The sequence below is a fragment of the Vogesella sp. XCS3 genome (genome assembly GCF_020616155.1).
Classification (GTDB): domain Bacteria; phylum Pseudomonadota; class Gammaproteobacteria; order Burkholderiales; family Chromobacteriaceae; genus Vogesella.
The window spans coordinates 1122594-1148195 of record NZ_CP085530.1; the positions used below are offsets into that span (position 1 = coordinate 1122594).

Consider the following 25602-nt stretch of genomic DNA (forward strand, 5'->3'; position numbering starts at 1 on the left):
GCCCGCCTCTGGCGGGCTTTTTCATGCCGACAGCCTAGCCGGCTACCGTTTGCTCGCGCTGCTGCAGCCAGGCCAGCAACTGCTCTGGCGCCATGGGCCTGCCGTAGAAAAAGCCTTGCACTTCGTCACAGCGCAGCGCGCGCAGCGCGCGCAGCTGGGCCAGCTGGCTGGCGGTTTCCACCCCTTCGGCAATGGTGACAAAGCCCAGCGAGCGCGACAGGCTGATGATGGCTTCGATAATGGCCGCACCACGCGGGTCTTTATCCAGGTCGAGGATAAAGCTGCGGTCTATCTTGAGCCGGTCGATGGGGAAGCGGCGCAGGTAGTTCAGCGAAGAATAGCCGGTGCCGAAGTCATCTATCGACAAGCGCACGCCCAGCGCATGCAGGCGCTCCATCACCAGCAAGGCATCGTCGGGGCTGTCCAGTACCACGCTCTCGGTCAGCTCCAGCTCCAGGCAGCCCGGGGCCACACCGGCGTCGGCCAGGTACTGCGCCGCCTGCTGCACCAGCCCGGGCTGGCGGAACTGCAGCGCCGACAAGTTGACGGCCACCTGCGGTACCGCCACCCCGGCGGCGTGCCATGCGGCCAACTGGCGGATGGCTTCGCACATCACCCATGCGCCTAGCGGCACAATCAAGCCGCTTTCCTCGGCCAGCGGGATGAACTCGCCCGGCGACACCATGCCCAGCGTGGGGTGCTGCCAGCGCACCAGCGCCTCCACCCCCACCAGCTGGCCATCCAGCGTGCACTGCGGCTGGTAGTGCAAGAGCAGCTGTTGGTTGTCCAGTGCGCTGCGCAGGTCGGACTCCAGCTTGAGCCGGCTGATGGTGCGCTGCTGCATGTGCTGGGCAAAGAAACGGAAGGTATTGCGCCCCTCATCCTTGGCGCGGTACATGGCAGCGTCGGCACAGCGCAGCAGCGCCTCCAGCGTATCGCCATCGGTAGGCGCCATGGCAATGCCGATGGAGGGCGTGACCACCATATCGTAGCCGGCAATCCGGTACGGTTGCCCCAGGGTGTGCAGCACGCGCTCGGCCCAGTGCGCGGCCTCCGGCCCGGTGGTTTCCGGCAGTAGCACGATGAACTCGTCGCCGCCCAGGCGCGACAGCGTATCGCGCTCGCGCACGCAGCTGGCCAGCCTGCGGCCAACCTCCAGCAGCAGCTGGTCGCCTATGCTGTGGCCCAGGGTATCGTTGATGTTCTTGAAACGGTCCAGGTCGATAAACATCAACGCCAGCGTGGTGCCATGGCTGCGCATACCCGCCAGCGCCAGGCCGGCGTGGTCGCTCAGCAGGGCACGGTTGGCCAGGCCGGTCAGGCTGTCGTAATAGGCCAGGCGGCGAATATAGGCTTCCGACTCTTTCTGGCTGCTGATATCGCTGAAAACACTGATGTAATGGCTGATCTGGCCGTCTTCGCCACGCACGCTGGAAATGGACTGCCACTCGGGAAACACGCTGCCATCCTTGCGCCGGTTCCAGATCTCGCCCTGCCAGTAGCCGTGTGCATCGATGTCTTGCCACATGCGCTGATAGAACGCGTCGTCTTGCCGGCCAGATGACAGCAGGCTGGGGCGCAAGCCGCGTACATCGTCCAGGCTGTAGCCGGTAATGCGTGTAAACGCCGAATTCACCTCGACGATGCGCTGCTGGCCGTCGGTAATGAAAATGCCGTTGTGCGTGGCGGCCATTACCCTTGCCCACAAGGCCAGCGCCTCTTCATCGCGGCGGCGCTGGGTGATATCGCGCGACACCATGATGCAGGTTTCGCTACCGTTGGCCGCTACCTTGCGTGCCGCCGACAGCCCGAACAGATGCGGGCCATCGGGCAAGGCCAGGATGATTTGCTTGCCTACCGACTCACCGTGACACAGCGCCTCGACAATCACGCTTTGTATGATGGCCGCCTGCGCCGCCGGCATCGCCTCGTGCACGTGCTTGCCCAGCAGGTATTCGCGCGGTGACACCAGCTTGTCGCTGGCGGTATGCGACCACACTTGCAGGTAGCGCCCGTCGGCGCTCAGTTCAAACAGCAGGTCGGGAATGGCCTGCAACAGCGCCTGCTGCTCTTTGGCCAGGTTGCTGGCGCTGCGCTCGCGTTCGGCCAGCTCGCCCAGGGTGTGCTGCAGCTGCCGCTGCATGGTATTGAAGGCTTCGCACACGGCCCGGGTTTCGCTCAGGCCCTGCAAGGGCAGCGTTGGGGCGTGGCCCAGCTGCGCCAGCTGCAAGGCTGCCGCCTGCAAGTTGGCCAGCGGGCGGGCCACGTACAGCCACACCAGCAAATACAACACCAGCAACAGGCAACACAACATGACGCAGGGCAGTACAAAGCTTTGCTGCAGCTTGCTGCGCTCCAAGGCCAGCTGCGGCCCCAGGTCGTAGGCCAATAACACCAGGCCTTTGCGGGCACCACGCAGCTCTTGCTCTTCCTGGTCCGGCACCGAAACCGCCAGATACAGGTATTGCTTGTCGTAATCGGGGTGCAGAACGGCCAGGCTATGCTGCCAGGCCTGTTGTAGTAGCCCGGCAGGCAAGCCCGGCAGGGTATCGATGCTGCGGCCAACGTCCTGCTGCTTCATCGCATGCGCGATCAGCCCACGGCTATTGGCCACCACGGCTTGCGCCAGGCGGGCATCGGTAGCCAGCAACATCAGTTCTTCGTTGATGCGCAGCGGGCCGGACAAGGCCAGCTCCTGCAGCAGGTGGTAGGCGTCTTTCTGTGCCACCAGGCTGACATCGCGGAAAGCTTGCTGCCTGCGCCCTTCCTCGGCCACACCGTAGGCACCGGCCATGGTAAGCAGCAGGAAGAACAGCACCACCATGGGCAGCAGGGTTTTCAGGGAGAACCGCATTACGCCCCCCTTTCAACGAAATCTGCCACGGCCAGCCTGCCCAGCTGCACCGGCCTTGGTAGCAGGCCGGCACGCGACATCACATTGGCCAGGTTGCGGGCTTCTTCATCCAGCCGCCCGCCCAGCCAGTGCAGGTTTTCCTGCCGCCCGGGCAGGCGCAGGCCGGCAAAAATCGGTGCCAGCTCGGCCTGGCTTACCCCCATCTGCGCCGCCATATAGGTGTAAGCCTCGCTACGCTGGCGGCCGAACTTTTCCAGCATGGCAAAATGGCTGTTTACCAAGGCCTGCAAGGCCTGGCTGGCCACACCCAGCACATCCTCGCGCACAGCCAGCACATCCACGATACGCCCGGGAATATCGGCACTACTGAACAGCGTGCGCGCTCCCCGCTTGCGCAAGCGGCTGGCCTGCGGCTCCATGGTAACCAACGCATCGATGCTGCCGCTGTCAAAAGCCGCCTCGTGCTGGTCCAGCAAAACAGGCACAGGAATCACCTGCGCACGGGTAAGGCCGGCGCGCTGCAACATGGCGTCCAGCATTACCGCGCCCACCGCGCTGCCTTCCACGCCGATACGCCGCCCGGCCAGCTGGCCCAGGCTGGTGACTGCGCCCCGGCCCAGCACCACATCGCCGCCGTGCGACACGTCCAGCACGGCAATCACTTTCAGCGGAATGCCTTCGGCCAAGGCACTGATGACCTCATCCAGCGTCAGGCAAGCGCCGTCCAGCATGCCGGCACTGAGCGCCCGCAGGCTGCTGGTAGACGAGCTGATTTGCAGCAGACGCACTTGCTTATGATCCAGCACCTGGTCATCTGCCGCCCAGGTAATAAACAGATAGCCGGGCCAGCCATTACTACCGATGCGCAGCAATGGCTCTGGCGCTTGGCAAGCAGTCAATGCCATCGCCAGGCCGGCCTGCAGCACATGGCGTCGGCTAAGGGGGAAAGAATGGGGCGGGTGGAGGTTCATACGGCCAAAACAAGTGGGTATCTAGTAAATCATACTTAATAACCACCATGTTTTTATAGGTATCGCAGCAAAGACTGCGCCATATCATCCATGCATTACCCAGTGTGTAGCCATTGGCGCAAAACGGGCTGGGCGTGAGCCAGCGCCGGGCCGGATAACAAGGCAATGCCCTGCGCCTGCGCGCGGGCCGCTTCGCTTTCGGTAGCCGGGTACAGCGTGGCCAGCATGGCACGGGCGTGCAGGCCACCCAGGCTGGCGGCGCTATCGAGCTTGAACAGGTTATCCAGCCCGATGCCACGCTGGTGCAGCGCGGTGGGCGCGGTGGTTTTGCACTCCACCAGATAGAGCTGGTTATTGCACAAGATAGCCACGTCGTACTCGTTGGCCACCCCGTCGTGCACCACTTTCACCCCCACCGCTGCATCGCTGATGGGCAAGGTGGGCTGCAGCGCCGCCACCTGCGACAGCAGCCATACTTCCAGCCAGCCACCGCCCAGAAAAAAGCGTGCCGACGCGTCGTGGCAACGCACGTGGCCGGCCTGGTCGATATCTACCAGCCCGCAGCCGGCCAGCCAGTGGCGCAAGGCCCGTTCGCCATGCGGCAGCGGGTGGCGGCTGAACTGGCGGGCGTCCAGGTCATTGCACAAGCGGTTCAGCAGCGATAGCGCCGCCGGGCGCTGCACCGCCAGCGCGGCCAGCCCGGCCGCCAGCGCCTCCAGCCGCTGCGGGCGCTGCGCCAGCCGGTAGTGAATATGCTCGATGCGGCTGCCGTACAGCGCAAAGTACGCCGCCAGCGTCAGGCCATCGGCAATATCGCTGCCGGTGCGCAGGCCGGTATGCTCGCCGCCCAGCAGCCAGATCAGGCGGTCGCTGTGCGGGGCGATGCTCAGCAGCGGCAGCTGGCGCTCACGCGCCAGGTCGTAGGCCAGCGCCGCCTGCACCGGCGAGGCGGCGCTGATATTGAAAGCCACCGCGCCCTGCGCCAATGCGGCCAACTGCTGGCGCAGCGCCAGCGGCTGGGTATCGGCCACCAGCGTCACCACATTGGCCGGCAAGTGCAGGCTGCGGCACACGCCGGCGATATCGGTGGCCAGCCCCAGCTCGCTGCGGTGGCACAGCAAGCTGACCTGGCTTACGCCAAAGCGGCGATCCAGCGCCGGGGTGATGATGTCGCTTTCTACGCGGTTTACAAAAGCCAGCAGGTGCATGGCAAAGCCTCGGTAACAGATGGCAGCATCTTAGCCACGCCAGGGGCCTACGGCCAAGCCTGCCAAAAGCAAAACCCCCTGCCGCACAAGACAGGGGGTTGGCCGCAACACCAGCCGTACAGGTGGTTTAGCGCAGGAAAGCCAGCGCCGGCACGCGGCGCAGCAGCAGCCAGTCCAGCGCCAGAATGGCAATAAACGACATGCCTACCAGCGGGAAAGCCAGACCCAGCGCCAGCATGATCAAGAGCGCGCCTTTCCACAGCGGGGTATCCGGTGCGTCGACGGGCGCGCCCAGGCGGCCCGCCGGCTTGCGCAGCCACCACATCACCAGGCCGCTGATGCTGCTCACCAGTACCAGCAGGCAGATGGCCGCCATCAGCAGCTGATTGGCCAAGCCAAAGAACTTGCCTTCGTGGATCACCACGCCAAACTCCACCGCCTTGGGCACCAGCGCGTAGTCCTTGAAGCGGATGTCCGCCAGCACCTTGCCGCTGTACTGGTCGATATGCAGCGTGGCTTCGTTACGCGGATCGTTCGGGAATACCGATACGGTAAACACGCCTTCGTCACCGTCCGGCAGCGCAATGTTGTAACCCGGCACCACGCCACGGGCGCGGGCGGTATCCACTACCTGCTGCAGCGCGATCTGCGGCGTGGCAGCCTGCGGCACGGCGCCTTTGTGCGCCGCGTGCGGGTCGGTGGACTTGGGCAGCGGGCTAGGCTCTACCGCCCACGGCACGATTTTCTCTTCGGTGCTGTTCAGGCTGATGGCTTTCTTGTCCGACTTGGGCACGTCGTCCCACATCTGCGCCGGGAACTGGCTCCACACCGCCGCAAATTTCTCGCCCCAGTAGCCGGTCCAGGTCAGCCCGGACAACAGCATGAACAGCAAGAAGATGGCGCCCCAGAAGCCGGTAACGGCGTGGATGTCACGCCAGAAGGCGCGGCCACCGGCATTCAGGCGCGGCCAGAATACCGCCAGTTTGCCGCGGCCACGCGGCCACCACAGGTACAGGCCGGATACCAGCAACACCAGCGTCCAGCTGGTGGCCAGCTCCACCAGCAGGTCGCCGTTTTTACCGATCAGCAGCTCGCCGTGCAGCTTCAGTACGATAGTTTGCAGATTATTGTTTTCGTCCAGCGCGCCCAATACGGTGCCCTGGTAGGGGTCTACGTACACGCCCAGCTTGGCGTCAGCGGTCTTGATGATGACCTTGGCGCTGGCGTCGGCAGCCGCAGGCGGCTGGTAACGCAGCACGCTGGCACCAGGGTATTGCGCCTTCACCGCCACCACCAGGTGGTCGGCCGGGTGCGCGGGGGTACTGGCTGCGGGGACGTTCAGCAGATTGCCGTACATCAGCTGGTCCAGCTGCGGCTTGAACAGGTAAATCATGCCGGTAATGGCCAGCATGATCATGAACGGGGCTACCAGCAAGCCGGCATAAAAATGCCAGCGCCAGGCCACCGTGTAATAGCGGGGGGTTTTCTTGTCGGCAACAACGGCCATGGTCAGTCTCGCGTGGAGGGTGAAGGCCGGCATTGTTAGGGTTGGCCGCACACGCCACAAGGCTGTGCGACACTATGCCGCAGGCGGCAAATCGTCGCGTTCAGGCACTGCGCACAGCCACGCCGGCAGCTCGGATGCCATCCAGCAAGGCGGCCAGCTCGGCCAGGCCGTCTTCCCACTGCGTATGGCCGGACGCCACATTGATATGCCCTGCCCCACGCAGCCACACCAGCGGCGCCTGCCACAACGCTGCCATGCGTGCGCTGCGCAGCGGCAGGCTGAACGGGTCGTTATCGCTGGCCACCACGCGGGCGGCAAACGGTAGCGCGGCCTGCGGCAGCGGGGCAAACGGCTGCAGTTGGGCCGGGGCGCTGGCTCGCTCGACATCGGCCGGGGCCACCAATAGTGCGCCGGCCAGTTTGTTGCCGTAGCGCGCGGCGTAGTGCGCCACCGTGGCACAGCCCAGGCTGTGGGCGATTACCACCACCGGTTGCGTGGCCGCATCGACGGCCGCGTCCAGCGCCGCCAGCCAGTCGCCCAGCTGCGGGGCGTGCCATTCGTGGTTGGCCACGCGCTGCGCGCCCAGCAGCTGCTGCCAGTGGCTTTGCCAGTGTTCTGGGCCGGAGTTGTTCCAGCCCGGCTGGATGATGAAGTCGAAACCGGAAAAATCGTGTGCCATGCCGCAGCTCCTGCCAATGTCATTTGCCTTACCTTAGCAGGGCTTTTATATTTCCAAAAATACTGATTTATTGTTTTTTTATTTCTCATGGCAATATAAACGCCCCAAGCCAGCGCGCCCGATCTGGTAAAATTGCCGCTGCCTAGGTGCTTGCCCGGCTCGGCCGGCAAGTTAAACGGGAAACAGCCCCAAGCTGTGCTGCCCCCGCAACGGTGTGTTTCATCTGGCTGCCCCGCGCAGCTGCCCGGCCCCTGCGCCACTGTACCTGCCGGTACGGGAAGGCGGGCCAGCGGCGAAACCAGCCCGGATACCGGCCCAGGCCACGCTGCGTGCCGCCAGATAGCCTGGCGGCACGCTTTACCATGCTGCGGAGGGCGGCATGCGGCCAGCCCTCTGCCCGCCCGCCCCCCGCTGTACACCGGAAACACCGTGCAGCCCATGCCTTCTATTTCACCTCAGCGCCCCACCCACCCCGCGCTACGCCTGCCACCGGCCACCCTGCTGGCCCTGCTGCTGGGCATTAGCCTGGCCACCTTGCTGCTGGCCTGCGCCAGCGGCAGCGTGGCGCTAGGGCCAGGCCAGATTTGGCAAGCCCTGCAGGGCCAGGGTGATGCGCTGGCCACTACCCTGCTGCAGCTGCGGCTGGAACGCGCCCTTACCGCCTGGATTACCGGTGCCGCACTGGCGCTGGCCGGCCTGCTGATGCAATCGCTGCTGCGCAACCCCCTGGCCGACCCCTACGTAATGGGCGTGTCCGGCGGGGCATCGGTGGGCGCGCTGCTGGCGCTATGGCTGGGGCTGGCCGTGTGGCAGGTAGACCTGGCTGCGGTAGCCGGTGCGCTGGCACTGTCCGGCGTGCTGTTCTGGCTGGCGCGGCGCGACTTTGGCCGCAGCAGCGGCACCGTATTGCTGCTGCTGACCGGCGCGCTGCTGTCTACCGCCTGCGGCGCGGTGATTTCGCTGCTGCTGACCATCGCCCAGGACAACCAGCTGCGCGGCATGGTGTTCTGGCTGGTGGGCGACATTTCCGGCACGCCGCTGCGGCCGTGGCCGTGGCTGGTAATGCTGCCGGCCATGCTGCTGGCCTGGTGGCAGGCGCCTGCCATCAACCTGCTGGCGCTGCACGGCGACCACGCCGCCACGCTGGGCGTGCCGCTGGCGCACCTGCGCCGCTTGCTGCTACTGCTGTCGGCCAGCCTGACTGCCACCGCCGTCAGCCAGGGCGGCAGCATCGGCTTTGTCGGCCTGATGGTGCCGCACGCCTGCCGCCTGGTGTGCGGGCCCAACCTGCGCCTGCTGATCCCCGCCTCCATCCTGAGCGGTGCCAGCCTGCTGGTACTGGCCGACACCCTGGCACGCACCGTGGTAGCCCCGATGCAGCTGCCGGTGGGCATTCTTACCGCGCTGCTGGGCGTGCCGGTACTGTTCTGGCAGCTGTCGCGCACGCGCCGGAGGCTGGCATGATGCTGCACGCAGACAAACTCAGTATTTTGCAAGGCCAGCGCCACCTGCTGCACCAGCTGGGCTGGCAGGTACAGGCGGGCGAAGTATGGTGGATCGCCGGGCGCAACGGCTGCGGCAAAAGCACGCTACTGGCCACGCTGGCCGGGCTGCGCGCCCCGGCGCAGGGCAGCATCAGCCTGTGCGGCCAACCTTTAGGCAGCACCGCGCCGCGCCTGCGCGCCCAGCGCCTGGCGCTGCTGCCGCAAGCCAGCCACGACGCCTTCGACTACGCCGTGATCGACGCGGTAGCCGCCGCGCGCTACCCGTGGCCGGACGACGGCCACAACCCCGGCCGCATTGCCGCCGCGCTGAACGCCTTCGACCTGGCACGCCTGGCCGAGCGCCCGCTGCAGGCACTATCCGGCGGCGAACGCCAGCGCGTGGCGCTGGCCAGCGTGATGGCACAGGATGCCCCGCTGCTGCTGCTGGACGAGCCCACCAATTCGCTGGACCTGGCGCACCAGGCCGCCCTGCAAGAACAAATACGCCGCTGGCAGGCCGATGGCAAAGCCGTGGTGGTCGTAAGCCACGACCTGCAGTTTGCCCCCGCCATCGCCAGCCACGCCCTGCTGCTGGACGGTGCTGGCGGCCATAGCCAGCACACGCTGGCCCAGCTTGGCGCCACCCACCTGGCGCAGGTACTGGGCTACCCGCTGACCCGCATCACCCACGCAGGCCACCCCTGCTTTTTACCCGGACACACCACATGAGCCACACCGACGACCAAGGCCGCACCGAGCGCCACAACGCCCGCATGGCACGCAAAAAAGAAATCATGGACGCCCGCATTGCCGCCGCCGACGAGCACCGCGGCGTGTTTATCGTCAACGCCGGCAACGGCAAGGGCAAAAGCTCCAGCGGCCTGGGCATGGTGATGCGCGCGCTGGGCCACGACATGCAGGTAGGCGTGGTGCAATTCATCAAGGGCGCGATGGAAACCGGCGAGGAACGCTTCCTGCGCCGCTTCCCTGAGCAGGTGCAGTTCCACGCCATGGGCGAGGGCTACACCTGGAATACGCAAGACCGCGAGCGCGACGTAGCGCGCGCCACCGAAGCCTGGGCCAAGGCACGCGAGATGCTGCAAGACCCGGCCATCGGCCTGGTGCTGCTGGACGAGCTGAACATCGCGTTGAAATACAAATACCTGGACGTAGACCAGGTGCTGGACGACATCCTGGCGCGCCCGCTGCACCAGCACGTGATCGTCACCGGCCGTGGCGTACCGGACGCGGTGGTAGAAGCCGCCGATACCGTCACCGACATGACGCTGGTGAAGCACGCCTTCGCCGCCGGCATCGCCGCCCAGCCCGGCGTGGAGTGGTAGGCGCGGCAAACCTGAAACCTATTGGCCACGAAAGCCACGAAACAACACAAAAACAAAACTGCCGATTGCCATGGCCAGCAGGCCTTGATGACACCGAAAATGTCCAAGCCCAAAAGCAGTCAGTAGCAGATTTTGTTCGTGGCTTTTCGTGGTTTTCGTGGCAAAAATGGTTTCCGCCCTGCCCCACGGCTTGGCTAGGTAAATATCAGGACAAAACCCGCTAGCCACGAAAGATACGAAAGCACACAAAAACAAAACCGCCGATTGCCATGGCCAGCCGGCCTTGATGACACCGAAAATGTCTCGGCCCCAAAGCAGCCAATCGCAGGCTTTTGTTCGTGCCCTTTCGTGGGTTTCGCGGCCAAAAACCAAATAAAGAAAACCCCATGAGCTGCAAAGCCCTTTTGCTATCCGCCATCGCCTCCGGCCAGGGCAAGACCACCGTTACCGCCGCGCTGGCGCGCCGTCTGGTGCGCGACGGCTACCGCGTGCGCGTGTTCAAGACCGGGCCGGACTTCATCGACCCGCTGCTGCTGGCCGCCGCCAGCGGCAGCACGGTAGACGTGCTGGACCTGTGGATGTGTACCGAAGCGCAGTGCCACAGCCTGCTGGCGCAAGCCGCCGCCGAGGTGGACTACGTACTGATCGAAGGCGTGATGGGCCTGTACGATGGCCAGCCGTCCAGCGCCGACCTGGCAAAACAGTTTGGCGTGCCGGTACTGGCCGTGCTGGACTGCAGCGCCATGGTGGGCACCGCGCTGGCCATTGCCCGCGGCCTGCGCGACCACGGCCAGCTGCCGTGGGCCGGCCTGCTGGCCAACCGCGTGGCCAGTAGCGGCCACGCCGACATGATCCGCGCCTGCGGCACGCCAGACCTGCCAGTGGTGGGCTGCCTGCCGCGCCAGGCCGAATCGCTGCCGGAACGCCACCTCGGCCTGCACCTGCCCAGCGACCTGCCCGACCTGGCCGCGCGCCTGGACGCACTGGCCGACGCGCTGCAGCTGGACCACGCCGTGCTGGCTGCGCTGCCCGACTTTGCACCCGAGACTGCCCCCATGGCCACGCTGCCGCCGCTGCTGGCCGGCAAAACCATCGCTGTGGCGCACGACGCCGCGTTTGCCTTTGTCTATGCGGCCAACCTGCGCACGCTGCAGGGCATGGGCGCGCGCATCGCCACCTTTTCGCCGCTGGCTGACGAGGCCATTCCGGCCGACGCCGACGCGCTGTGGCTGCCCGGCGGCTACCCCGAGCTGCACGGCGCCACGCTGGCGGCCAACACCCGCTGGCTGGCCAGCGTGCAGGCCTTTGCCGCTGGCGGCAAGCCGGTGTGGGCCGAATGCGGCGGCATGATGGCGCTAACCGAACAGCTGCACGATGGCCAGGGCCAGGCACACCGCATGGCCGGCGTGCTGCCCGGTAGCGTACGCATGACCGCCAAACTGGCCGGGCTGGGCAGCCAGGGTTGGCCGCACCCTGCCGGCGAGCTGCGCGGCCACACCTTCCATTACTCGCAGTTCGACACCCCGCTGCCCGCTGCCGCCACCTGCCAGCGCAAGGCCGGTGGTAGCCCGGGCGAGGTGGTGTACCGCCACGGCAGCGTGCAGGCCAGCTACTTCCACGCCTACTTTGCCAGCCAGCCCGCCGCCGCAGCAGCGCTGTTCCTGCCGGAGGCCGCATGCTGAGCACCAGCCTGCTGCTGGCCGCCGGCCTGCTGGCCGACCGCGCACTGGGCGAGCCCACGCGCTATCACCCGCTGGTGGGCTTTGGCCGCGCGGCCAACTGGCTGGAAAAACGGCTTAACGCCGGCCGCTGCCGCCTGCTGCGTGGTGCCGTGGCGTGGGCACTGCTGGTGCTGCCGCTACCACTGCTGCTGGCCTGGGGGCTGGCACAGCTGCCCGCGCTGGCCGCCGGCATCCTCAGCGTGGCGGTGCTGTACTTTACCCTGGGCCGCCAGAGCCTGATCGAGCACACCCGCCCCATTGCCGACGCGCTGCTGCAAGGCAAGCTGGCCGAGGCGCGGGCGCTGACCGCGCGCATTGTCAGCCGCGACCTCAGCCAGGCAGACGACAGCGCCATTACCCGCGCTGCCACCGAGTCGCTGCTGGAAAACGGCCACGACGCCGTGTTCGGCGCGCTGTTCTGGTTTGCCGTGGGTGGTGCGCCGGCCGCGCTGGCCTACCGCCTGGCCAACACGCTGGACGCGATGTGGGGCTACCGTAACGCGCGCTTCGAGCGCTTTGGCAAAACCGCCGCCCGCGCCGACGACGTGCTGGGCTACGTGCCGTCGCGCCTCACAGCACTGGCCTACGCCCTAGCCGGCAACACCCGGCTGGCGCTGGCCTGCTGGCGCCAGCAAGCACCGCAGTGGGACAGCCCCAACGCCGGCCCGGTGATGGCTGCCGGCGCCGGTGCGCTGGGCGTGCAGCTGGGTGGCGCAGCCGTCTACCACGGCCAGCTGGAAGCGCGGCCGCAGCTGGGTGCAGGCCAGCACCCGCGCGCCGGCGACATCCGCCGCGCCGCGCAATTGATGGACCGCGCCATCGTGCTGTGGCTGCTGCTGGCGCTGCCGCTATGAGTACCGCCCTGCGCCCCGTGCACGGTGGCAACCTGCTGCAAGCCGTCGCCCGCTTTGGCGGCACGCCCGAGCAATGGCTGGACCTGTCCGCCGCGCTGAACCCGCAGCCCTACCCGGCCCCGGCCACCGACCCAGCGCTGTGGTACACGCTGCCGCAGCCGGACGCCGCACTGCACACCGCCGCCTGCGCCTACTACGGTGCGGCCAAGCTGTTGCCGGTGGCCGGCAGCCAGGCCGCCATCCAGGCGCTGCCACGGCTGCGCGCCCCTGGCAGCGTGGCGGTAGCCCACCCCAGCTACGCCGAACACGGCTGGCGCTGGGCGCGCGCCGGGCACCAGGTAAGCCGCCACCAGCACGCCGAGCTGGCCGCACAGGCCGGCCAGGTGGACGTGCTGATCCTGTGCAACCCGGACAACCCCAGTGGCCAACGTTGGCCGCAACAAGCCGTGCTAGCCATGGCGGCGGCGCAAGCCGCGCGCGGCGGCTGGCTGGTGGTGGACGAAGCGTTTGCCGACGTGACGCCCGCGCTGTCGGTCACCGCCCACGCCGCCACGCAGCCCGGCCTGGTGGTGCTGCGCAGCCCCGGCAAGTTCTTTGGCCTGGCTGGCTTGCGGCTGGGTTTTGTCGCCGCCGCTGGCGACATCCTGCAGGCGCTGGACGACGAGCTGGGGCCGTGGACCATCCCCGCGCCGGTGGCACGCATCGCCACCGCCGCGCTGGCCGACCGTGCCTGGCAGGCCGCAGCACAGCAGCAGTTGGCCGCAGGGCATGCCCGCTTGATGGCCTTGCTGCAGGCGTACAGCCTGCCGGCCGACGGCTGCCTGCTGTTTGCTGGTGGCGCCTACGAGCAGGCCGCCGCCTTGCAACAGCACCTGGCGCGGCACCGCATCTGGTGCCGCCTGTTTACCGACCCGCAGCCCCGCTTCCGCCTGGGGCTGCCCGCCAGCGAGGCGCACTGGCAGCGCCTGGCCGCCGCGCTGGCCAGCTTTGCACCGGACACCCTATGAAACCCATTGCCCTCGCCCTGGCCTGCACGCTGGCGCTGTCTGCCACCCCCGCCAGCGCGGCACCCATCACCGTCACCGACGACCAGGGTCAAACGCTCACCCTGCCCGCCCCGGCCAAACGCGTGATCAGCCTGGCACCGCACGTTACCGAGCTGATCTACGCCGCTGGCGGCGGCAGCCGGCTGATTGCCGCCGACGCCAACAGCAACTACCCGCCCGCCGCGCAGGCGCTGCCACAGGTGGGCAGCTTTCGCGGTATCGATATTGAACGCGTGATTGCCGCCAAGCCGGATCTGATGATTGTGTGGCTGCACGGCCCGGCCGAAAAACAGCTGGCGCAGCTCAGGGCGCTGGGCATCCCCATGTATTACAGCGAGCCCAAACACCTGGCCGACATCCCCGCCAGCCTGCGCAAGCTGGGCACGCTGCTGGGCAGCAGTGCCGTAGCCGAGCAAAGCGCACGGCAGTTTGATACCGAGCTGGCCGCGCTGCGCCGCCAGTACGCCGGCAAGCCCAAGCTGCGCGTGTTCTACCAGGTGTGGCACAAGCCGCTGTACACGCTAAGCGGCCAGCACATCGTGAACGACGCCATCGAGCTGTGCGGCGGCCAGAACATTTTTGCCCAGCTGCCGATACCTGCCCCGGTGGTGAGTGAGGAGTCGGTGATTGCGGCCAACCCGCAGGTGATGCTGGCCGCCGGCATGAAAAAGCAAGACGACCTGCAGGCGCGCTGGGCCGGCATCAACGCCATTGCCGCCGTGCAGTACAAGCAGCAATACCAGATCGACAGTGACATCCTCAACCGCCCCACCCCGCGCTTTCTGCAAGGCACCCGCGCCGTGTGCCGCAGCCTGGACGCGGCACGGGCGGTGTACGCGAAAGTGAACCCATGATCCACACCACACCGCATTACCACCGCATTGCCTGCCTGTGCACCGAGGCAGTGGAAACCCTGTACCTGCTGGGTGCCGAAGACCTGGTGGCCGGCATTTCCGGCTTTACCGTCTACCCGCCCGAGGCACGCCAGCAAAAGCCCAAGATCAGCGGTTTTTCCAGCGGCAAGCTGGAAAAAATCCTGGCGGTAGAACCCGACCTGGTGGTGGGCTACTCCAGCCTGCAAAGCGACATGCTCAAAGAAGTGGCAGAAGCCGGCGTGGACATCCTGCACTTCAACCACCACAGCGTAGACGGCGTGCTGCGCATGGTGCGCGTGCTGGGCAGCCTTACCGGCCGCCGCCACGCCGCCGAGCTGCTGTGCGAGCAGCTGGAAGGCCAGATCAGCGCCGCCCGCCTGGAAACCGCCGCCCGCGACGCCGCCGGCCTGCCCCGCCCGCTGGTGTATTTCGAGGAATGGCACGACCCCATCATCAGCGGCATCGGCTGGGTGGGCGAGCTGATCGCGCTGGCCGGCGGCCGCGACGCCTTTGCCGAGCTGGCCGGCCACGCCCGCGCCAAGGAACGCATCGTGGCCGACCCGCAAACCGTGGTAGACCGCCAGCCGGACCTGATGGTAGGCAGCTGGTGCGGCAAGCGCTTCCGCCCCGAAACGGTACTGGAGCGCGACGGCTGGCAGCACGTACCCGCGGTGCGCAACGCCGAACGCGGCCATATCATCGAGATCAAGTCGGCTGACATCCTGGCACCCGGCCCCACGCTGATTACGCGTGGACTGCCGCAGCTGCAGGCGCTGATTCGCCAGTGGCACGAAGACCGCGCCGGCTAACCGCGCTTTGGCCACGAGGCTGCGAGTAACAGCTCGGCCACGAAAAACACGAAAAGGAATAAGCGCCATACCTACCCAGGCATCTGCCTGAGGCGGTTTCCGTTGCGGCACAGCTGTGTGCCATGGCACTGGCAAGCCAAGCCTGGCGTTTTATTTTTGTGTTCTTTGGTGGGTTTCGTGGCTAATGCCTTTGGATACAAACCCCACGAAACGCACAAAAAAAGATGAAAACCGTGTACGCCCTCACTTGAGCCTGAAACGGTTTGCGATGGCAGTAGCGCTACGGTGATGGCTTTGGCAGCCCAAGCCACCCGTTTTACTTTCGTGCTTTTTCGTGGATTTCGTGGCTAATGCCTTTGACTACGAAACCCACCAAACGCCAGAGCAGCTGCCCGTTTTGCTTTCGTGTTTTCCGTGGATTTCGTGGCAAAAATCCTCTTTATCGATCAGGAAACCCACATGCCCGCCCAACCCTGGCCCTTCCCCACGCTGATGGTGCAAGGCTGCACCTCGGACGCCGGCAAAAGCACGGTGGTGGCCGCGCTGTGCCGCCTGCTGGCCGACGCCGGCTACCGCGTCGCCCCGTTCAAACCGCAAAACATGGCGCTGAACAGCGCGGTGACCGAAGACGGCGGCGAGATCGGCCGCGCCCAGGCGCTGCAAGCCATCGCCGCCCGCGTGGCGCCGCATACCGACATGAACCCGGTGCTGCTCAAACCCAGCAGCGACACCGGCGCCCAGGTCATCATCCACGGCAAGGTGCGCGCCGACATGAACGCGCGCGACTACCACCAGTACAAAACCACCGCCATGGCCGCCGTGCTGCAGTCCTACCAGCGGCTGCAGGCGCAGTACGACGTGGTGATGGTGGAAGGCGCCGGCAGCCCCGCCGAGATCAACCTGCGCGACCGCGACATCGCCAATATGGGCTTTGCCGAAGCAGTGGACTGCCCGGTGATTCTGGTGGCCGACATCGACAAGGGCGGCGTGTTTGCCCACCTGGTAGGTACGCTGGACTGCCTGAGCGACAGCGAACGCGCCCGCGTGGTGGGCTTTGTCATCAACAAGTTTCGCGGCGACATCAGCCTGCTGCAAGACGGGCTGGACTGGCTGGAAGCCAAAACCGGCAAGCCGGTGCTGGCGGTGCTGCCCATGCTGCACGGCCTGATGCTGGACGCCGAAGACGCGGTGCAAAGCCAGCAGCAGCGCGGCGACTTCAACATCGTGGTGCCGGTGCTGCCGCGCATCAGCAACCATACCGACTTCGACGCCCTGCGCGCCCACCCCGGCGTGAACCTGCACTTTGTCGGCCCCGACGCGCCCAAGCCGCCAGCCGACCTGGTGATCCTGCCCGGCAGCAAAAACACCCGCGCCGATCTCGCCTTTCTGCAGGCGCACGGTTGGCCGCCCTACCTGCAACGCCACCTGCGTTACGGCGGCCGCCTGCTGGGCATCTGCGGCGGCTACCAGATGCTGGGCCGCCACATCCACGACCCGCTGGGCGTAGAAGGCGCCCCCGGCAGCAGCACCGGCCTGGGCTACCTCGACATCGACACCACACTGGCCGCCGACAAAACGCTAACGCGGCGCGAAGGCCGCTTTGTGAACGCCGACGCGGCAGTAAGCGGCTACGAAATCCACATGGGCGTCAGCCACGGGCCGGACTGCGAACGGCCGGTATTCCAGCTGAACGACGGCAGCGTGGACGGCGCCGTCAGCCCCGACGGCGCGGTGATGGGCAGCTACCTGCACGGCCTGTTCGACCACCCGCAAGCCGGCGGCGCATTGCTGCACTGGGCTGGCATGCATCATGCAAATGGGGTAGATTTGTCGAAATTGCGTGACAACAGCCTGAACCGCCTGGCCGCCAGCAGCCAGCCACTGCTGGACGCGCTGCAACGGCTGCCGCGCTGGCGTACACCGTAGGGTGGGCTAAGCAAAGCGTGCTCACCAAAGCAGCAGCATGCGATGGAAATGTGGTGGGCATGGCCTGCCGGCCTTAGCCCACCCTACAGGCTACTGAACAGGCCGCTCTTGGGTAGGTTGGCGCTGAACAAAGTGAAGCCCAACGCCGATCACGTGATTTACAACCAAAGGGCTTGGTAATGTTGCTTGCGCGGCAAACGTTGTGCTTCGCAAGCTCAGTCCGACCTACAGGCTGGCATGCATAATTCAAATAGGATAGATTTATCGGCATTGCGTGACAACCGCCAGCCTGCCCGCAGCAGACTGCTCTGCAGCGGCTGCCTCGCTGACACACACCATAGAGTGGGCGAAGCAAGGCTTACCCACAAGCAAGCATAATACGATGGGGAAATGATGGACATGACCTTCATGCTTTTGCCCACACAGCTTACCGTAATCTTTTTAGGTCACAATCCTACAATAAATTCTTACAACCTACACTTCCAATATTGCACATGCCTAATTTAACCTTTTCAGATTACCTAAGCACAATTGGGATTGGTATCAGTCTTCTATTCGGGCTTTGGGGCATATACCTCGCATTACGACGCACAAAATACCCCGCCAAAATTACTTTCATCCGCGAGCAGACCGTCTCTCTATTGGACGATTTTGCCACCCACATCCCGAATCTATCCATCCTTTACAAGGATCAGACAATTAATAAGAATATTTATCTATTAAGCGGACACCTAGTTAACAATGGCAATATTGACATTTCACCAGAAATGATCGAAAGACCGCTCTGCTGCATTCTCCCAGCGGGATGCTCTTGGCTAGAATTTAAAATAACTGGTACCTCCCAAAGTCTTCGAGCAGAAGGCTTCATAGATGATGAAAGAAACTTGAACATAGAATTCGGATTATTTCGGCGAGATGAAAATTTTTCATTTCAAGCACTAGTCTTAGCAAGTTCTGATTACACTCAAAAAAAACCGGCCTCTCTAACCGGGGCTCTTCTATGGAAGCATCGAATCAAAGATCTTGACTACATAGGAACCACAACCATCCCCGAACCTGACACCAGATCGCCAATGTCATGGACCCTAAAGGGCCTCCTTCTGATAGCTATGATAATAAACCTATCGATGGGATTATCTATGATAAGTGGATTTGGCCCAATGGGCGCCTTACCATCAATTGCTTATGAGAGAATTACAAATAACAAAAAAACCATTGTCACACTAACTCCACATCGAGATGGAATAACTACAATAAGAGAAATTGAAACAGGAAATGAACAACGCGTCCACCTTAGTGACTATACAAGAAGTACATCATTAAAACCCATATATAGAGAAAATATAGATGAGAAAAACCCCACTGTCCTAGTTGGAATTTTTATGACAATAGCATCCATCGTCCTTTTTGGGAGCACATTCTCAAGTAATATAAAACGCTTCCGATTTAGAAAGATTATTGCCAATACGATAAAATAAACCAAGCACAGTAGTTTGAGCTAAATGAAATGAAGCCCAACGTTTATCGCGCACCTGTTGTTGCGCGCACTGAATGTTTTTCGCCGCACTACGGTTACCATTTGGGTTCTCAACACTCAGGGCAAATACGCCGCACTTGATCTTTGCCCGCAATAACAAAGTTGGCCGCAAACCGTCATGGCGTGCGGCCAACCTTGTTTAATCGACAGCCACGCCCCGCAGGGCGGCGCTTGATGTACGGCAATATGTCACGCTGCCTGTGCGGCATACTTCAGCCACCTTATTACCCACCTGCACCACCGGTGCCCAACACCATGCCGATTTCTGTACAACGCCCGCTGGCGGCGCTGCTTGCCGCAGCGTTGCTCGCCACTGCCCTGCCCGCCCTGGCGCAGCCGGGGCCGGCTAGCGCTTGCCTGTTTATCCATCACGCCGGCCTGCATACGCTGCCCGATGGCAGCCTGAGCGACGACGCCTCACCCGCTGCGCAGCTGCGCTACAGCCAGCTACTGCGCGAGGCCAGGCAGCGCATTAGCGATACGTTTGGTGCGCCGCAGGCCAGCCCGCTGGTGGTGTTCTTTTCGCAACCGCAGGGTTTTGGCCGCTACCGGCTGAACGCGGTGGGGAGTGCGCAGTTTATTGGCAGCCGCGCCTGCCTGCTGATGGGCCCCCTGGGGCACAATGTGGATGCGTTGGCGCACGAGCTGGTACACGCCGAAATCCACCACCGCACCGGTGCGCTGAAACGCTGGCTGCAGCTGCCCACCTGGTTTGACGAGGGCGTGGCGATGCAGGTGGATTACCGCCCGCGCTACACGCTGCCGGCAGACGATGCGGCCAAGGCCAGCGAGGTAAGGCAGCTGAACAGCTTTGGCGCTTTCTTTGCTGGTGACGAGCAAACGGTGGTGCGCAACTACGCCCGCGCCCGCCACGAGGCGGCCGGCTGGCTGGCCAGCACCGGGCGCCACACGCTGTACCAGCGCCTGGCGCGCATGCAGGCGGGCGAGTCGTTTGCCGAGATCAGCGTGCCGTAAAAGCCGGCATGGCTGCCATGCCGGAGGTAGCCGGCACCTTGGCCGCAGCGGGTAACGCCGGCATGCGGACATCAGCACCGCAACCCGGGTAAGGCGTCGCCGCATCCGGGCTTGCCGCCAGCGCCCGTGCAAGTCGGCCAAGTTTTACCCCCATCCCCGGATGCGCCGTTGGCTTATCCGGGCTACGCGCCACATTCAACCCAAGCCAAGGCGCCGTATTCGCCCCGCCAGCAAACAAGGTTGGCCGCATGCCGTGATGGCGTGCGGCCAACCTTGTTTTGTGTGCGAGCGCCGCAGCGCAGCGGCCCAGACACCCGCACCGGCTTACTCGGGTGTCTTGTTTTGCTGGTTTTTTTCCTGCAGTGCTTCGTTGATGATGCTTTTCAGGCCGGTGAAGGTGCAGGGTTCGGCGTAGATCAGCAGCGCTTGTTCTACGTCGTAATAGCTACCGGCAAATAGCGCGGGGTTGTCCAGCAGCTTTCTCTGGTTGCGCTTTTTGAGTTGCACGGCTTTTTGCAGCAGATAGATATCGGGCGCCAGGGCCATGGTGGTTTCGTAGGTGCTCATGGCGCTTTGGCCAAACGAGAACGACGAGGCGGTGGCACTGATTACCTTGGCACTCACGCCGGTGACGCCTTGCACCGCCGAGGTAAGCCCGGCCAGCAGCTGCACTTCTTTGGCAAAAAAGTCGCGCGTGGTTTGCTGGCGGCTGGCCAGGTTAAAGTAGTTGGCGCAATTCAGGTCGGCATAGCTGACGCCGGCTTGCCACATTTCTTTCAGCGCCTGGTAACGCGGCACGGCCAACAAGCCATTGCCTTGCAGCGCGGCCAGCTGCTCGCCGCTGGCTTGCTTGAGCTTGGTCAGCTCTTCTTTATTGCGCGTACTCTCGTCCAGCAGGGCATTCACAAGTGCTTCTTGCGGCGAGCCTTTCACTTTCGCCAGCGCTGCCTGCTGGCTGGTGACCTGGCCTGTCCAGTACTGCAGGCTTTGCTCGAAATTGAACGGCACTACGTCGCGGTACTGCAGCGCCTTGCTGATCGCCGAGCCAAAGCGGTACCCGGCGTGTTCCAGATTGGAACGGGGCTTGTCATCGTCGGCGCCGGCGTCTTTGGGGCTGTTGATGCTGTACTCGGCGTCCACTGCCGGGTTGCGCAGAAAGTCCCTGCTTGGGGTCAGGCTGCCGCAAGCGCTAAGGCTCAGGGTGATGATCATCGGCAAGATGGCAGGTTTCATGACATTGATCTCCCGTTTATGGAGATGTCGTTGTATATGCCACCGGTCATTTCTATAAAAACAGCCCTGCGTTGCGCGGGCAGCCGCCCCCTACTCGGCCAGATATTTTTGCCGCAGCTTGTGCATGCGGCCGTCTGCGCTGATCTGGTTTAGCGCGGCCTGCAGGCGCCTTACCTTGTGCGTGGGCGTGTCACGGTTAAGCGCAAACCAGTACTGGCTACCGCCGTCCAGCAGCCAGATGGGGCGCACCAGCTGCGGGTTGACGTTTTGCTGCTTGAGCTGCCAGGCCATGGCCCAGTCCAGCATGGCCACGGTGTCGGTACGCCCTAGCAGCATTTTTTTCAGGGTGATTTCGTCGGTCGCTCCCAGGTCCAGCCCGCGCCCCGGCTGCAGCCCCAGCCCGGCCAGCTTTTTGGCGGCGGCCGATTCGAACATGGCGCCGTGGGTGTAGCGCATCAGGTCGGCCTCGACCTGGACATGGATATCGCGCCGCGCGTTCAGGCGGTACAGCTTGATCTGGCGCGGGCTGATGGGGCCTACCCAGTGAAACAGCGGCTCGCGCTCCGGGGTGCGGGTAATGCTGAAAATGGCACTGCTGGGGGTTTCCAGTACGGTACGGTAGGCACGCGCCCAGGGCTGCAGCTCTATGCTGAGGCTCAGGTCGGCATCGTGCGCCGCCATACGCAAGAGGTCGGTAGCAAAGCCGGTGAGCTGTGTGCCGTCCTGGTAGTTCAGCGGTGGCAGCTGCTCGGTATAGGCAGCCAGGTCGGCCGCACGGGCAGGCAGTACGGCGCTGCAGGCCAGACAGAGTGCAAACAGGACTGGTTTCATACTGAATCTGGCAGGGGTGGTATTTATAAAATGTAGTGCACAGTGGTGCTATGTCACAAGCGATAGCAAACAGATAAGGGTTCAACACTACGCCACTGATTTTGCGCAATAATGACAATCTAACGAATCACCAAGCTTAGCCCTGCCATCCACCATGAAACCATCCTTGCTACAGCTAGAGTTCGCCAGCTACGAGCGCTACTACAGCCAGCGCTTGCTGCCCGGTGCAGCCCAGCTTTCCTATGCCGGCATGGGTGTCATCGGGCTATTCCTGCTGGCTGATTTGTGGCGTCTGGGCCCGGGGCCGGGCTTTGCCGGCATGGCGCTGGCCAGCGTGCTGGGCTGTGCGCTGATAGGCTGGATGGCACAAACCATGCAGCACCCGGCATACGAAACCCATCGTATCCATTGGGTGCTGTGGCTGGGCAACCTGGCCATGGTGGTGATGATGGCGGGCAATATTCTGGTATTGGGCCGGCTGTCTTACCTGCCGATGATCGTGATGTATTTCATGCTGGGGGTACTGCTGATTGCGCCGCTGGTGGCACCGCTGGCTTTCCTGCTACCGCATCTGGCCAGTGTGCTGCTGGCCGGTGGCGTGATGTGGCTGAAAGGCTACCAGCTGACGCACTGGCTGCAGCTACTGCTATTCAGCATGCCGGCCATGGTGTTCATGCTGATGATTCTGAGCGTGCAGCGCCGTACGGCCATGCAGTCTTACCAGATTGCCCGGCAAAACTGGCTCTATGCCACCACCGACCCGCTAAGCCAGCTGCAAAACCGCCGCACCTGGTACGAAGCGGCCGAGGCAGCCCTGGCGGATGGCGTGGCACAGGCAAGGCCACTGGCGTTACTGATGCTGGATATCGACCATTTCAAAACCATCAACGACCAGTGGGGGCACGTGGCGGGCGACAAGGTTATCGAGCAGGTTGGCCGCACGCTACAGGCGCACTGCCCGCCTGGCACGCTGGCCGGGCGCTTGGGCGGCGAGGAGTTTGCCGTGCTGCTGGCGGATACACCGCACGCAGATGCGCTGCTCACCGCCGAAGCACTGCGCGCCAGCCTGGCGGCGCAGCAGGTCGCAGAGCAAGACCAGCTGCTGCGTATTACGGTAAGCATCGGCCTGTCCAGCCTGCAAACCGATAGCCTGGACGAGCTGGTGCGCGAGGCAGACCGCCGCCTGTACCAGGCCAAGGCGGACGGCCGTAACCGGGTGGTAGGCCAGTAGCACCCGCCCCTTGGGCAGGCACTGCGTCAAGCCTGGCGCCGCCGCGCAGCCACACCCAGATGCAGCAAAAGCGCCAGCATCAAGCCCAGCCAATGCGCGTCATGCGCCACCGGGTGGCCAGCCAGCAGGCTACCCTGCGCGCTTTGCCAGGCCACCTTCCCCACCAGCAGCACTATCGCCAGCCAGCGCCACAGCCCGCCGCGCCAGCCCAGTAGTAGCCACATGGCCCAGGCATAGGCCACGCCGGAGGCCCCGGCAAACGGCCCGGGTTCCAGCAGCGGCATCAGCAGTGCGGGCAGCACGGCCAGCGGCCACAGCCCTGGCCGCCGGCCCTGCGGGCACAGCCAGCACACCAGCAGCAAGCTGGCACTATTAAGCAGGGCATGCTGCGGGTTCAGGTGTACCCAGCTGGCGCTAAACAGCCGCCAGTACTGCCCGGCCCAGGTGGCGGCAGCATCGCCCTGCCAGCGCTGCATGGCGGCCTGACCCCAGCCAAACAGCCAGGGCAGGCATGGCCAGAGCCATACCAGGCGCACTAGCAGGGTGTTAGCCACGCCGGCGGCGCAGCATGGCCCCCAGACCCAGTGCGGCCAACATACCCAGTAGGCTGCCATCAGCGGCGGCCAGCTTGCTCAGCCGGCTGTCCTTGTCGCTGCCGGCGCTAGCCGTAGTGGTGGCCGTGCCGGTAGCCACTGCCGGTTTTTCGGCGCGCAGGTCGATGTAGAGCGGGTCGTGGTCGGACGAGCGGTAGGCGTCGGCCGCGTAGTAGTTTTGCTGCTGGGTCACCGATTTGAACTCGCTGCTGTATTCCAGCGCGGTCGGCTCGTCAGCGTTGATGTGCCATTCGCCCGCCCCCAATACGCGCGCGCTGGCGGCTGCCGTGGCCAGGCCGTGGTCCAGGTTGCCGGATTCGCCGTTGAACACATAGGAATACACGCCATCAGCGTGGTTTTTGGCCAGCAGGTTGGTGAAACCGGCTTGCTCCAGCTGGTAGATCGGGTCTTCCTTGGCGTAGGCGTTAAAGTCGCCCACCAACACGATGCTGCGCCCCAGGCCGCCCTGCTGGCCGGCCAGCCAGGTTTTCAGGTCGTTCACCGCGGCAACACGGGTCTGGTTGCAGTTGCCCTGGCCGTCGGCCAGGTCCGGGTCGCCGGCGCAGGCGCTGCCCTTGGATTTGAGATGGTTCACCACCACGGTCAGCGGCTGGCCAATGGCCTGGCTGCTCAGGTAGAAGCTTTGTGCCAGCGCCGGGCGGTTACGGCTCGGGTCGCCGATTTCTTTCACTTCCGGGTTGGCCGCAGGCTTCACCACGGCAGCGCGGTAGATCAGGCCCACACGGATGGCGTCGCTGCCGATCTTGTCCACGCCGGGCAAGCCAAAGCTGTAGTGCTTGGCGGCTGGCTGGCCATCGTTCAGCGCATTCACCAGGTCCTGCAGTGCCGACTGGGCGCCAAAGCCATCGTTTTCCAGCTCCATCAGGCCTACGATGTCGGCATCCAGCGCACGAATGGCGCTAACGATCTTGGCGCGTTGCTTCAGGAAGTCGGCATAGGTTTTGGCGCCACGGTTGCTGGCGTCCTTGAATGGCAGGTCGCTGCTGGTGCCATCGCCATTAAAGAAGTTCAGCACGTTAAAGCTGGCCAGGCGCACACTATCGGCGCTGCGTGCCGGGGCAGCTGGGCGCGGGTTGCCGGCCACCACCTGCGGGGTGGCTACCGGGTGCAGGCGGTATTTGCTGAAGCTGTACCCTACTACACCGCTGACATTATTCAGCTGGTCGCCCGCGCGCAGGGTATTGCTGGCAGACAGGCCGCCGGGGCCAGGCAGCCAGGCGTCGCGGTTCTGGTTGCTGTAACCGTCGTCCAGGGTAATTTTGTCCAGCAGGTTGGCCGCAGCCAGCGCCACGCCTTCGGGCGTACCCGGGCGGTGTTTTTGCGTGGTGGTCCATAGCCGTGGCTGGCTGGATAGCGTTAGCTCGCCGTAGCGGGCGTAGTCGTAGTTGGCCACCACATACACCGGCTGGTCCAGCTGTACCAGCATGCCTTCCAGTGCTTCCCAGCTGCTCTGGCTGGCTACCGGCAGGCGCACTTTCACCGCCGTGGCCGTGGCCTTGCTGCCGCAGCTTTCGACCTGGCCGATATTGGCGGGCTGTAGCTGGGTTTCGTTGTTAAATTCTTTTACCACGCCGGTAACGCGCACCACATCGCCGGCTACCAGTGCCGGCTTCATGGCATTGGTGTAGACAAAAATACCTTCGGAGGTGGCCGGGTTGCCGTCTTGGTCCGCCGCCTCTTCTTGCAGGTAGAAGCCTTTTACCTGGTCGCTGCCTGTCATGACGCTGGTTACAACGCCTTCAATGGTTACGGTCTGGTTGGCCATTGTGGTGGCGCTGCCACTGCCCTGTACCTGGCTGATCAGCGTTGCGCCGGGGATGCCGCAGGCGGCGTAGCTAACAGGCGTGGCCAGGGCCAGGCAAAGGGGCAATAGCCGGAATGTGTGTTGTGGTGTCATGTGCGAA

21 protein-coding genes and 1 riboswitch are annotated in these 25602 nt (G+C 64.3%); of the genes, 12 read left to right on the plus strand and 9 right to left on the minus strand.

The window, feature by feature from the left end; genetic code table 11:
* Positions 1-34: 34 nt before the first annotated feature.
* The 5 genes from LCH97_RS05320 to LCH97_RS05340 all read right to left on the minus strand — a co-directional run bounded on the left by LCH97_RS05320 (position 35) and on the right by LCH97_RS05340 (position 7219).
* Positions 35-2854: a bifunctional diguanylate cyclase/phosphodiesterase gene (locus tag LCH97_RS05320; protein ID WP_227303840.1), complete on the minus strand. Its 2820-nt coding sequence runs from the start codon at positions 2852-2854 to the stop codon at positions 35-37.
* Positions 2854-3753 (minus strand): ABC transporter substrate-binding protein, encoded by a 900-nt coding sequence (locus tag LCH97_RS05325; protein ID WP_227303842.1) that lies wholly within the window; start codon positions 3751-3753, stop codon positions 2854-2856. Before LCH97_RS05325 ends, LCH97_RS05320 begins: the two co-directional genes overlap by 1 nt.
* Before the next feature lie 167 nt (positions 3754-3920).
* Positions 3921-5033, minus strand: coding sequence for a Card1-like endonuclease domain-containing protein (locus LCH97_RS05330; protein WP_227303844.1), 1113 nt, complete (start codon positions 5031-5033; stop codon positions 3921-3923).
* 127 nt (positions 5034-5160) lie between these two features.
* On the minus strand, positions 5161-6540 hold the full coding sequence (locus tag LCH97_RS05335; RefSeq protein ID WP_227303846.1) for a PepSY domain-containing protein: 1380 nt from the start codon (positions 6538-6540) through the stop codon (positions 5161-5163).
* A gap of 100 nt (positions 6541-6640) precedes the next feature.
* Positions 6641-7219 (minus strand): alpha/beta hydrolase, encoded by a 579-nt coding sequence (locus LCH97_RS05340; protein WP_227303848.1) that lies wholly within the window; start codon positions 7217-7219, stop codon positions 6641-6643.
* Between the two features lie 127 nt (positions 7220-7346).
* A riboswitch (cobalamin riboswitch) is annotated at positions 7347-7553 on the plus strand.
* Between the two features lie 104 nt (positions 7554-7657).
* Between LCH97_RS05340 and LCH97_RS05345 the strand changes: the two genes are divergently transcribed.
* The 11 genes from LCH97_RS05345 (at position 7658) to LCH97_RS05395 (ending at position 19789) form a co-directional block, all read left to right on the plus strand.
* Complete coding sequence (locus tag LCH97_RS05345; protein WP_227305270.1) at positions 7658-8683, plus strand: iron ABC transporter permease; 1026 nt, start codon at positions 7658-7660, stop codon at positions 8681-8683.
* Complete coding sequence (locus LCH97_RS05350; RefSeq protein ID WP_227303850.1) at positions 8680-9432, plus strand: ABC transporter ATP-binding protein; 753 nt, start codon at positions 8680-8682, stop codon at positions 9430-9432. Before LCH97_RS05345 ends, LCH97_RS05350 begins: the two co-directional genes overlap by 4 nt.
* Positions 9429-10046, plus strand: a complete 618-nt coding sequence (cobO, locus tag LCH97_RS05355; protein WP_227303852.1) for a cob(I)yrinic acid a,c-diamide adenosyltransferase — start codon at positions 9429-9431, stop codon at positions 10044-10046. Before LCH97_RS05350 ends, cobO begins: the two co-directional genes overlap by 4 nt.
* Before the next feature lie 386 nt (positions 10047-10432).
* Entirely contained in the window at positions 10433-11728 is a 1296-nt protein-coding gene (locus LCH97_RS05360) for a cobyrinate a,c-diamide synthase (RefSeq protein WP_227303854.1), read from the plus strand.
* Positions 11722-12621: an adenosylcobinamide-phosphate synthase CbiB gene (gene cbiB, locus LCH97_RS05365; RefSeq protein WP_227303857.1), complete on the plus strand. Its 900-nt coding sequence runs from the start codon at positions 11722-11724 to the stop codon at positions 12619-12621. Before LCH97_RS05360 ends, cbiB begins: the two co-directional genes overlap by 7 nt.
* Complete coding sequence (cobD, locus tag LCH97_RS05370) at positions 12618-13628, plus strand: threonine-phosphate decarboxylase CobD (protein WP_227303859.1); 1011 nt, start codon at positions 12618-12620, stop codon at positions 13626-13628. Before cbiB ends, cobD begins: the two co-directional genes overlap by 4 nt.
* Positions 13625-14521: a cobalamin-binding protein gene (locus tag LCH97_RS05375; protein WP_227303861.1), complete on the plus strand. Its 897-nt coding sequence runs from the start codon at positions 13625-13627 to the stop codon at positions 14519-14521. Before cobD ends, LCH97_RS05375 begins: the two co-directional genes overlap by 4 nt.
* The gene (locus LCH97_RS05380) at positions 14518-15351 is read left to right on the plus strand and encodes an ABC transporter substrate-binding protein (RefSeq protein ID WP_227303863.1); all 834 of its coding nucleotides are present in this window, start codon (positions 14518-14520) and stop codon (positions 15349-15351) included. The genes LCH97_RS05375 and LCH97_RS05380 overlap by 4 nt, the downstream gene beginning before the upstream one ends.
* A gap of 459 nt (positions 15352-15810) precedes the next feature.
* Positions 15811-17277: a cobyric acid synthase gene (locus LCH97_RS05385; protein WP_227303866.1), complete on the plus strand. Its 1467-nt coding sequence runs from the start codon at positions 15811-15813 to the stop codon at positions 17275-17277.
* 641 nt (positions 17278-17918) lie between these two features.
* Complete coding sequence (locus LCH97_RS05390) at positions 17919-18755, plus strand: hypothetical protein (RefSeq protein WP_227303868.1); 837 nt, start codon at positions 17919-17921, stop codon at positions 18753-18755.
* A 314-nt stretch (positions 18756-19069) separates the two neighbouring features.
* Positions 19070-19789, plus strand: coding sequence for a hypothetical protein (locus LCH97_RS05395; protein WP_227303870.1), 720 nt, complete (start codon positions 19070-19072; stop codon positions 19787-19789).
* Positions 19790-20113: 324 nt separating this feature from the next.
* Here the strand turns inward: LCH97_RS05395 and LCH97_RS05400 are convergent, their stop codons facing one another.
* Both LCH97_RS05400 and LCH97_RS05405 read right to left on the minus strand, forming a co-directional pair.
* Positions 20114-21022 (minus strand): hypothetical protein, encoded by a 909-nt coding sequence (locus tag LCH97_RS05400; RefSeq protein ID WP_227303872.1) that lies wholly within the window; start codon positions 21020-21022, stop codon positions 20114-20116.
* A gap of 90 nt (positions 21023-21112) precedes the next feature.
* The gene (locus LCH97_RS05405; RefSeq protein ID WP_227303874.1) at positions 21113-21853 is read right to left on the minus strand and encodes an ABC transporter substrate-binding protein; all 741 of its coding nucleotides are present in this window, start codon (positions 21851-21853) and stop codon (positions 21113-21115) included.
* 154 nt (positions 21854-22007) lie between these two features.
* Between LCH97_RS05405 and LCH97_RS05410 the strand changes: the two genes are divergently transcribed.
* Positions 22008-23084: a diguanylate cyclase gene (locus LCH97_RS05410; protein WP_227303876.1), complete on the plus strand. Its 1077-nt coding sequence runs from the start codon at positions 22008-22010 to the stop codon at positions 23082-23084.
* A 26-nt stretch (positions 23085-23110) separates the two neighbouring features.
* Here the strand turns inward: LCH97_RS05410 and LCH97_RS05415 are convergent, their stop codons facing one another.
* Together LCH97_RS05415 and LCH97_RS05420 are read right to left on the minus strand one after the other, a co-directional pair.
* Positions 23111-23638 (minus strand): hypothetical protein, encoded by a 528-nt coding sequence (locus LCH97_RS05415; RefSeq protein WP_227303879.1) that lies wholly within the window; start codon positions 23636-23638, stop codon positions 23111-23113.
* Complete coding sequence (locus LCH97_RS05420; protein WP_227303881.1) at positions 23631-25595, minus strand: ExeM/NucH family extracellular endonuclease; 1965 nt, start codon at positions 25593-25595, stop codon at positions 23631-23633. Before LCH97_RS05420 ends, LCH97_RS05415 begins: the two co-directional genes overlap by 8 nt.
* Between the last annotated feature and the right edge of the window lie 7 nt (positions 25596-25602).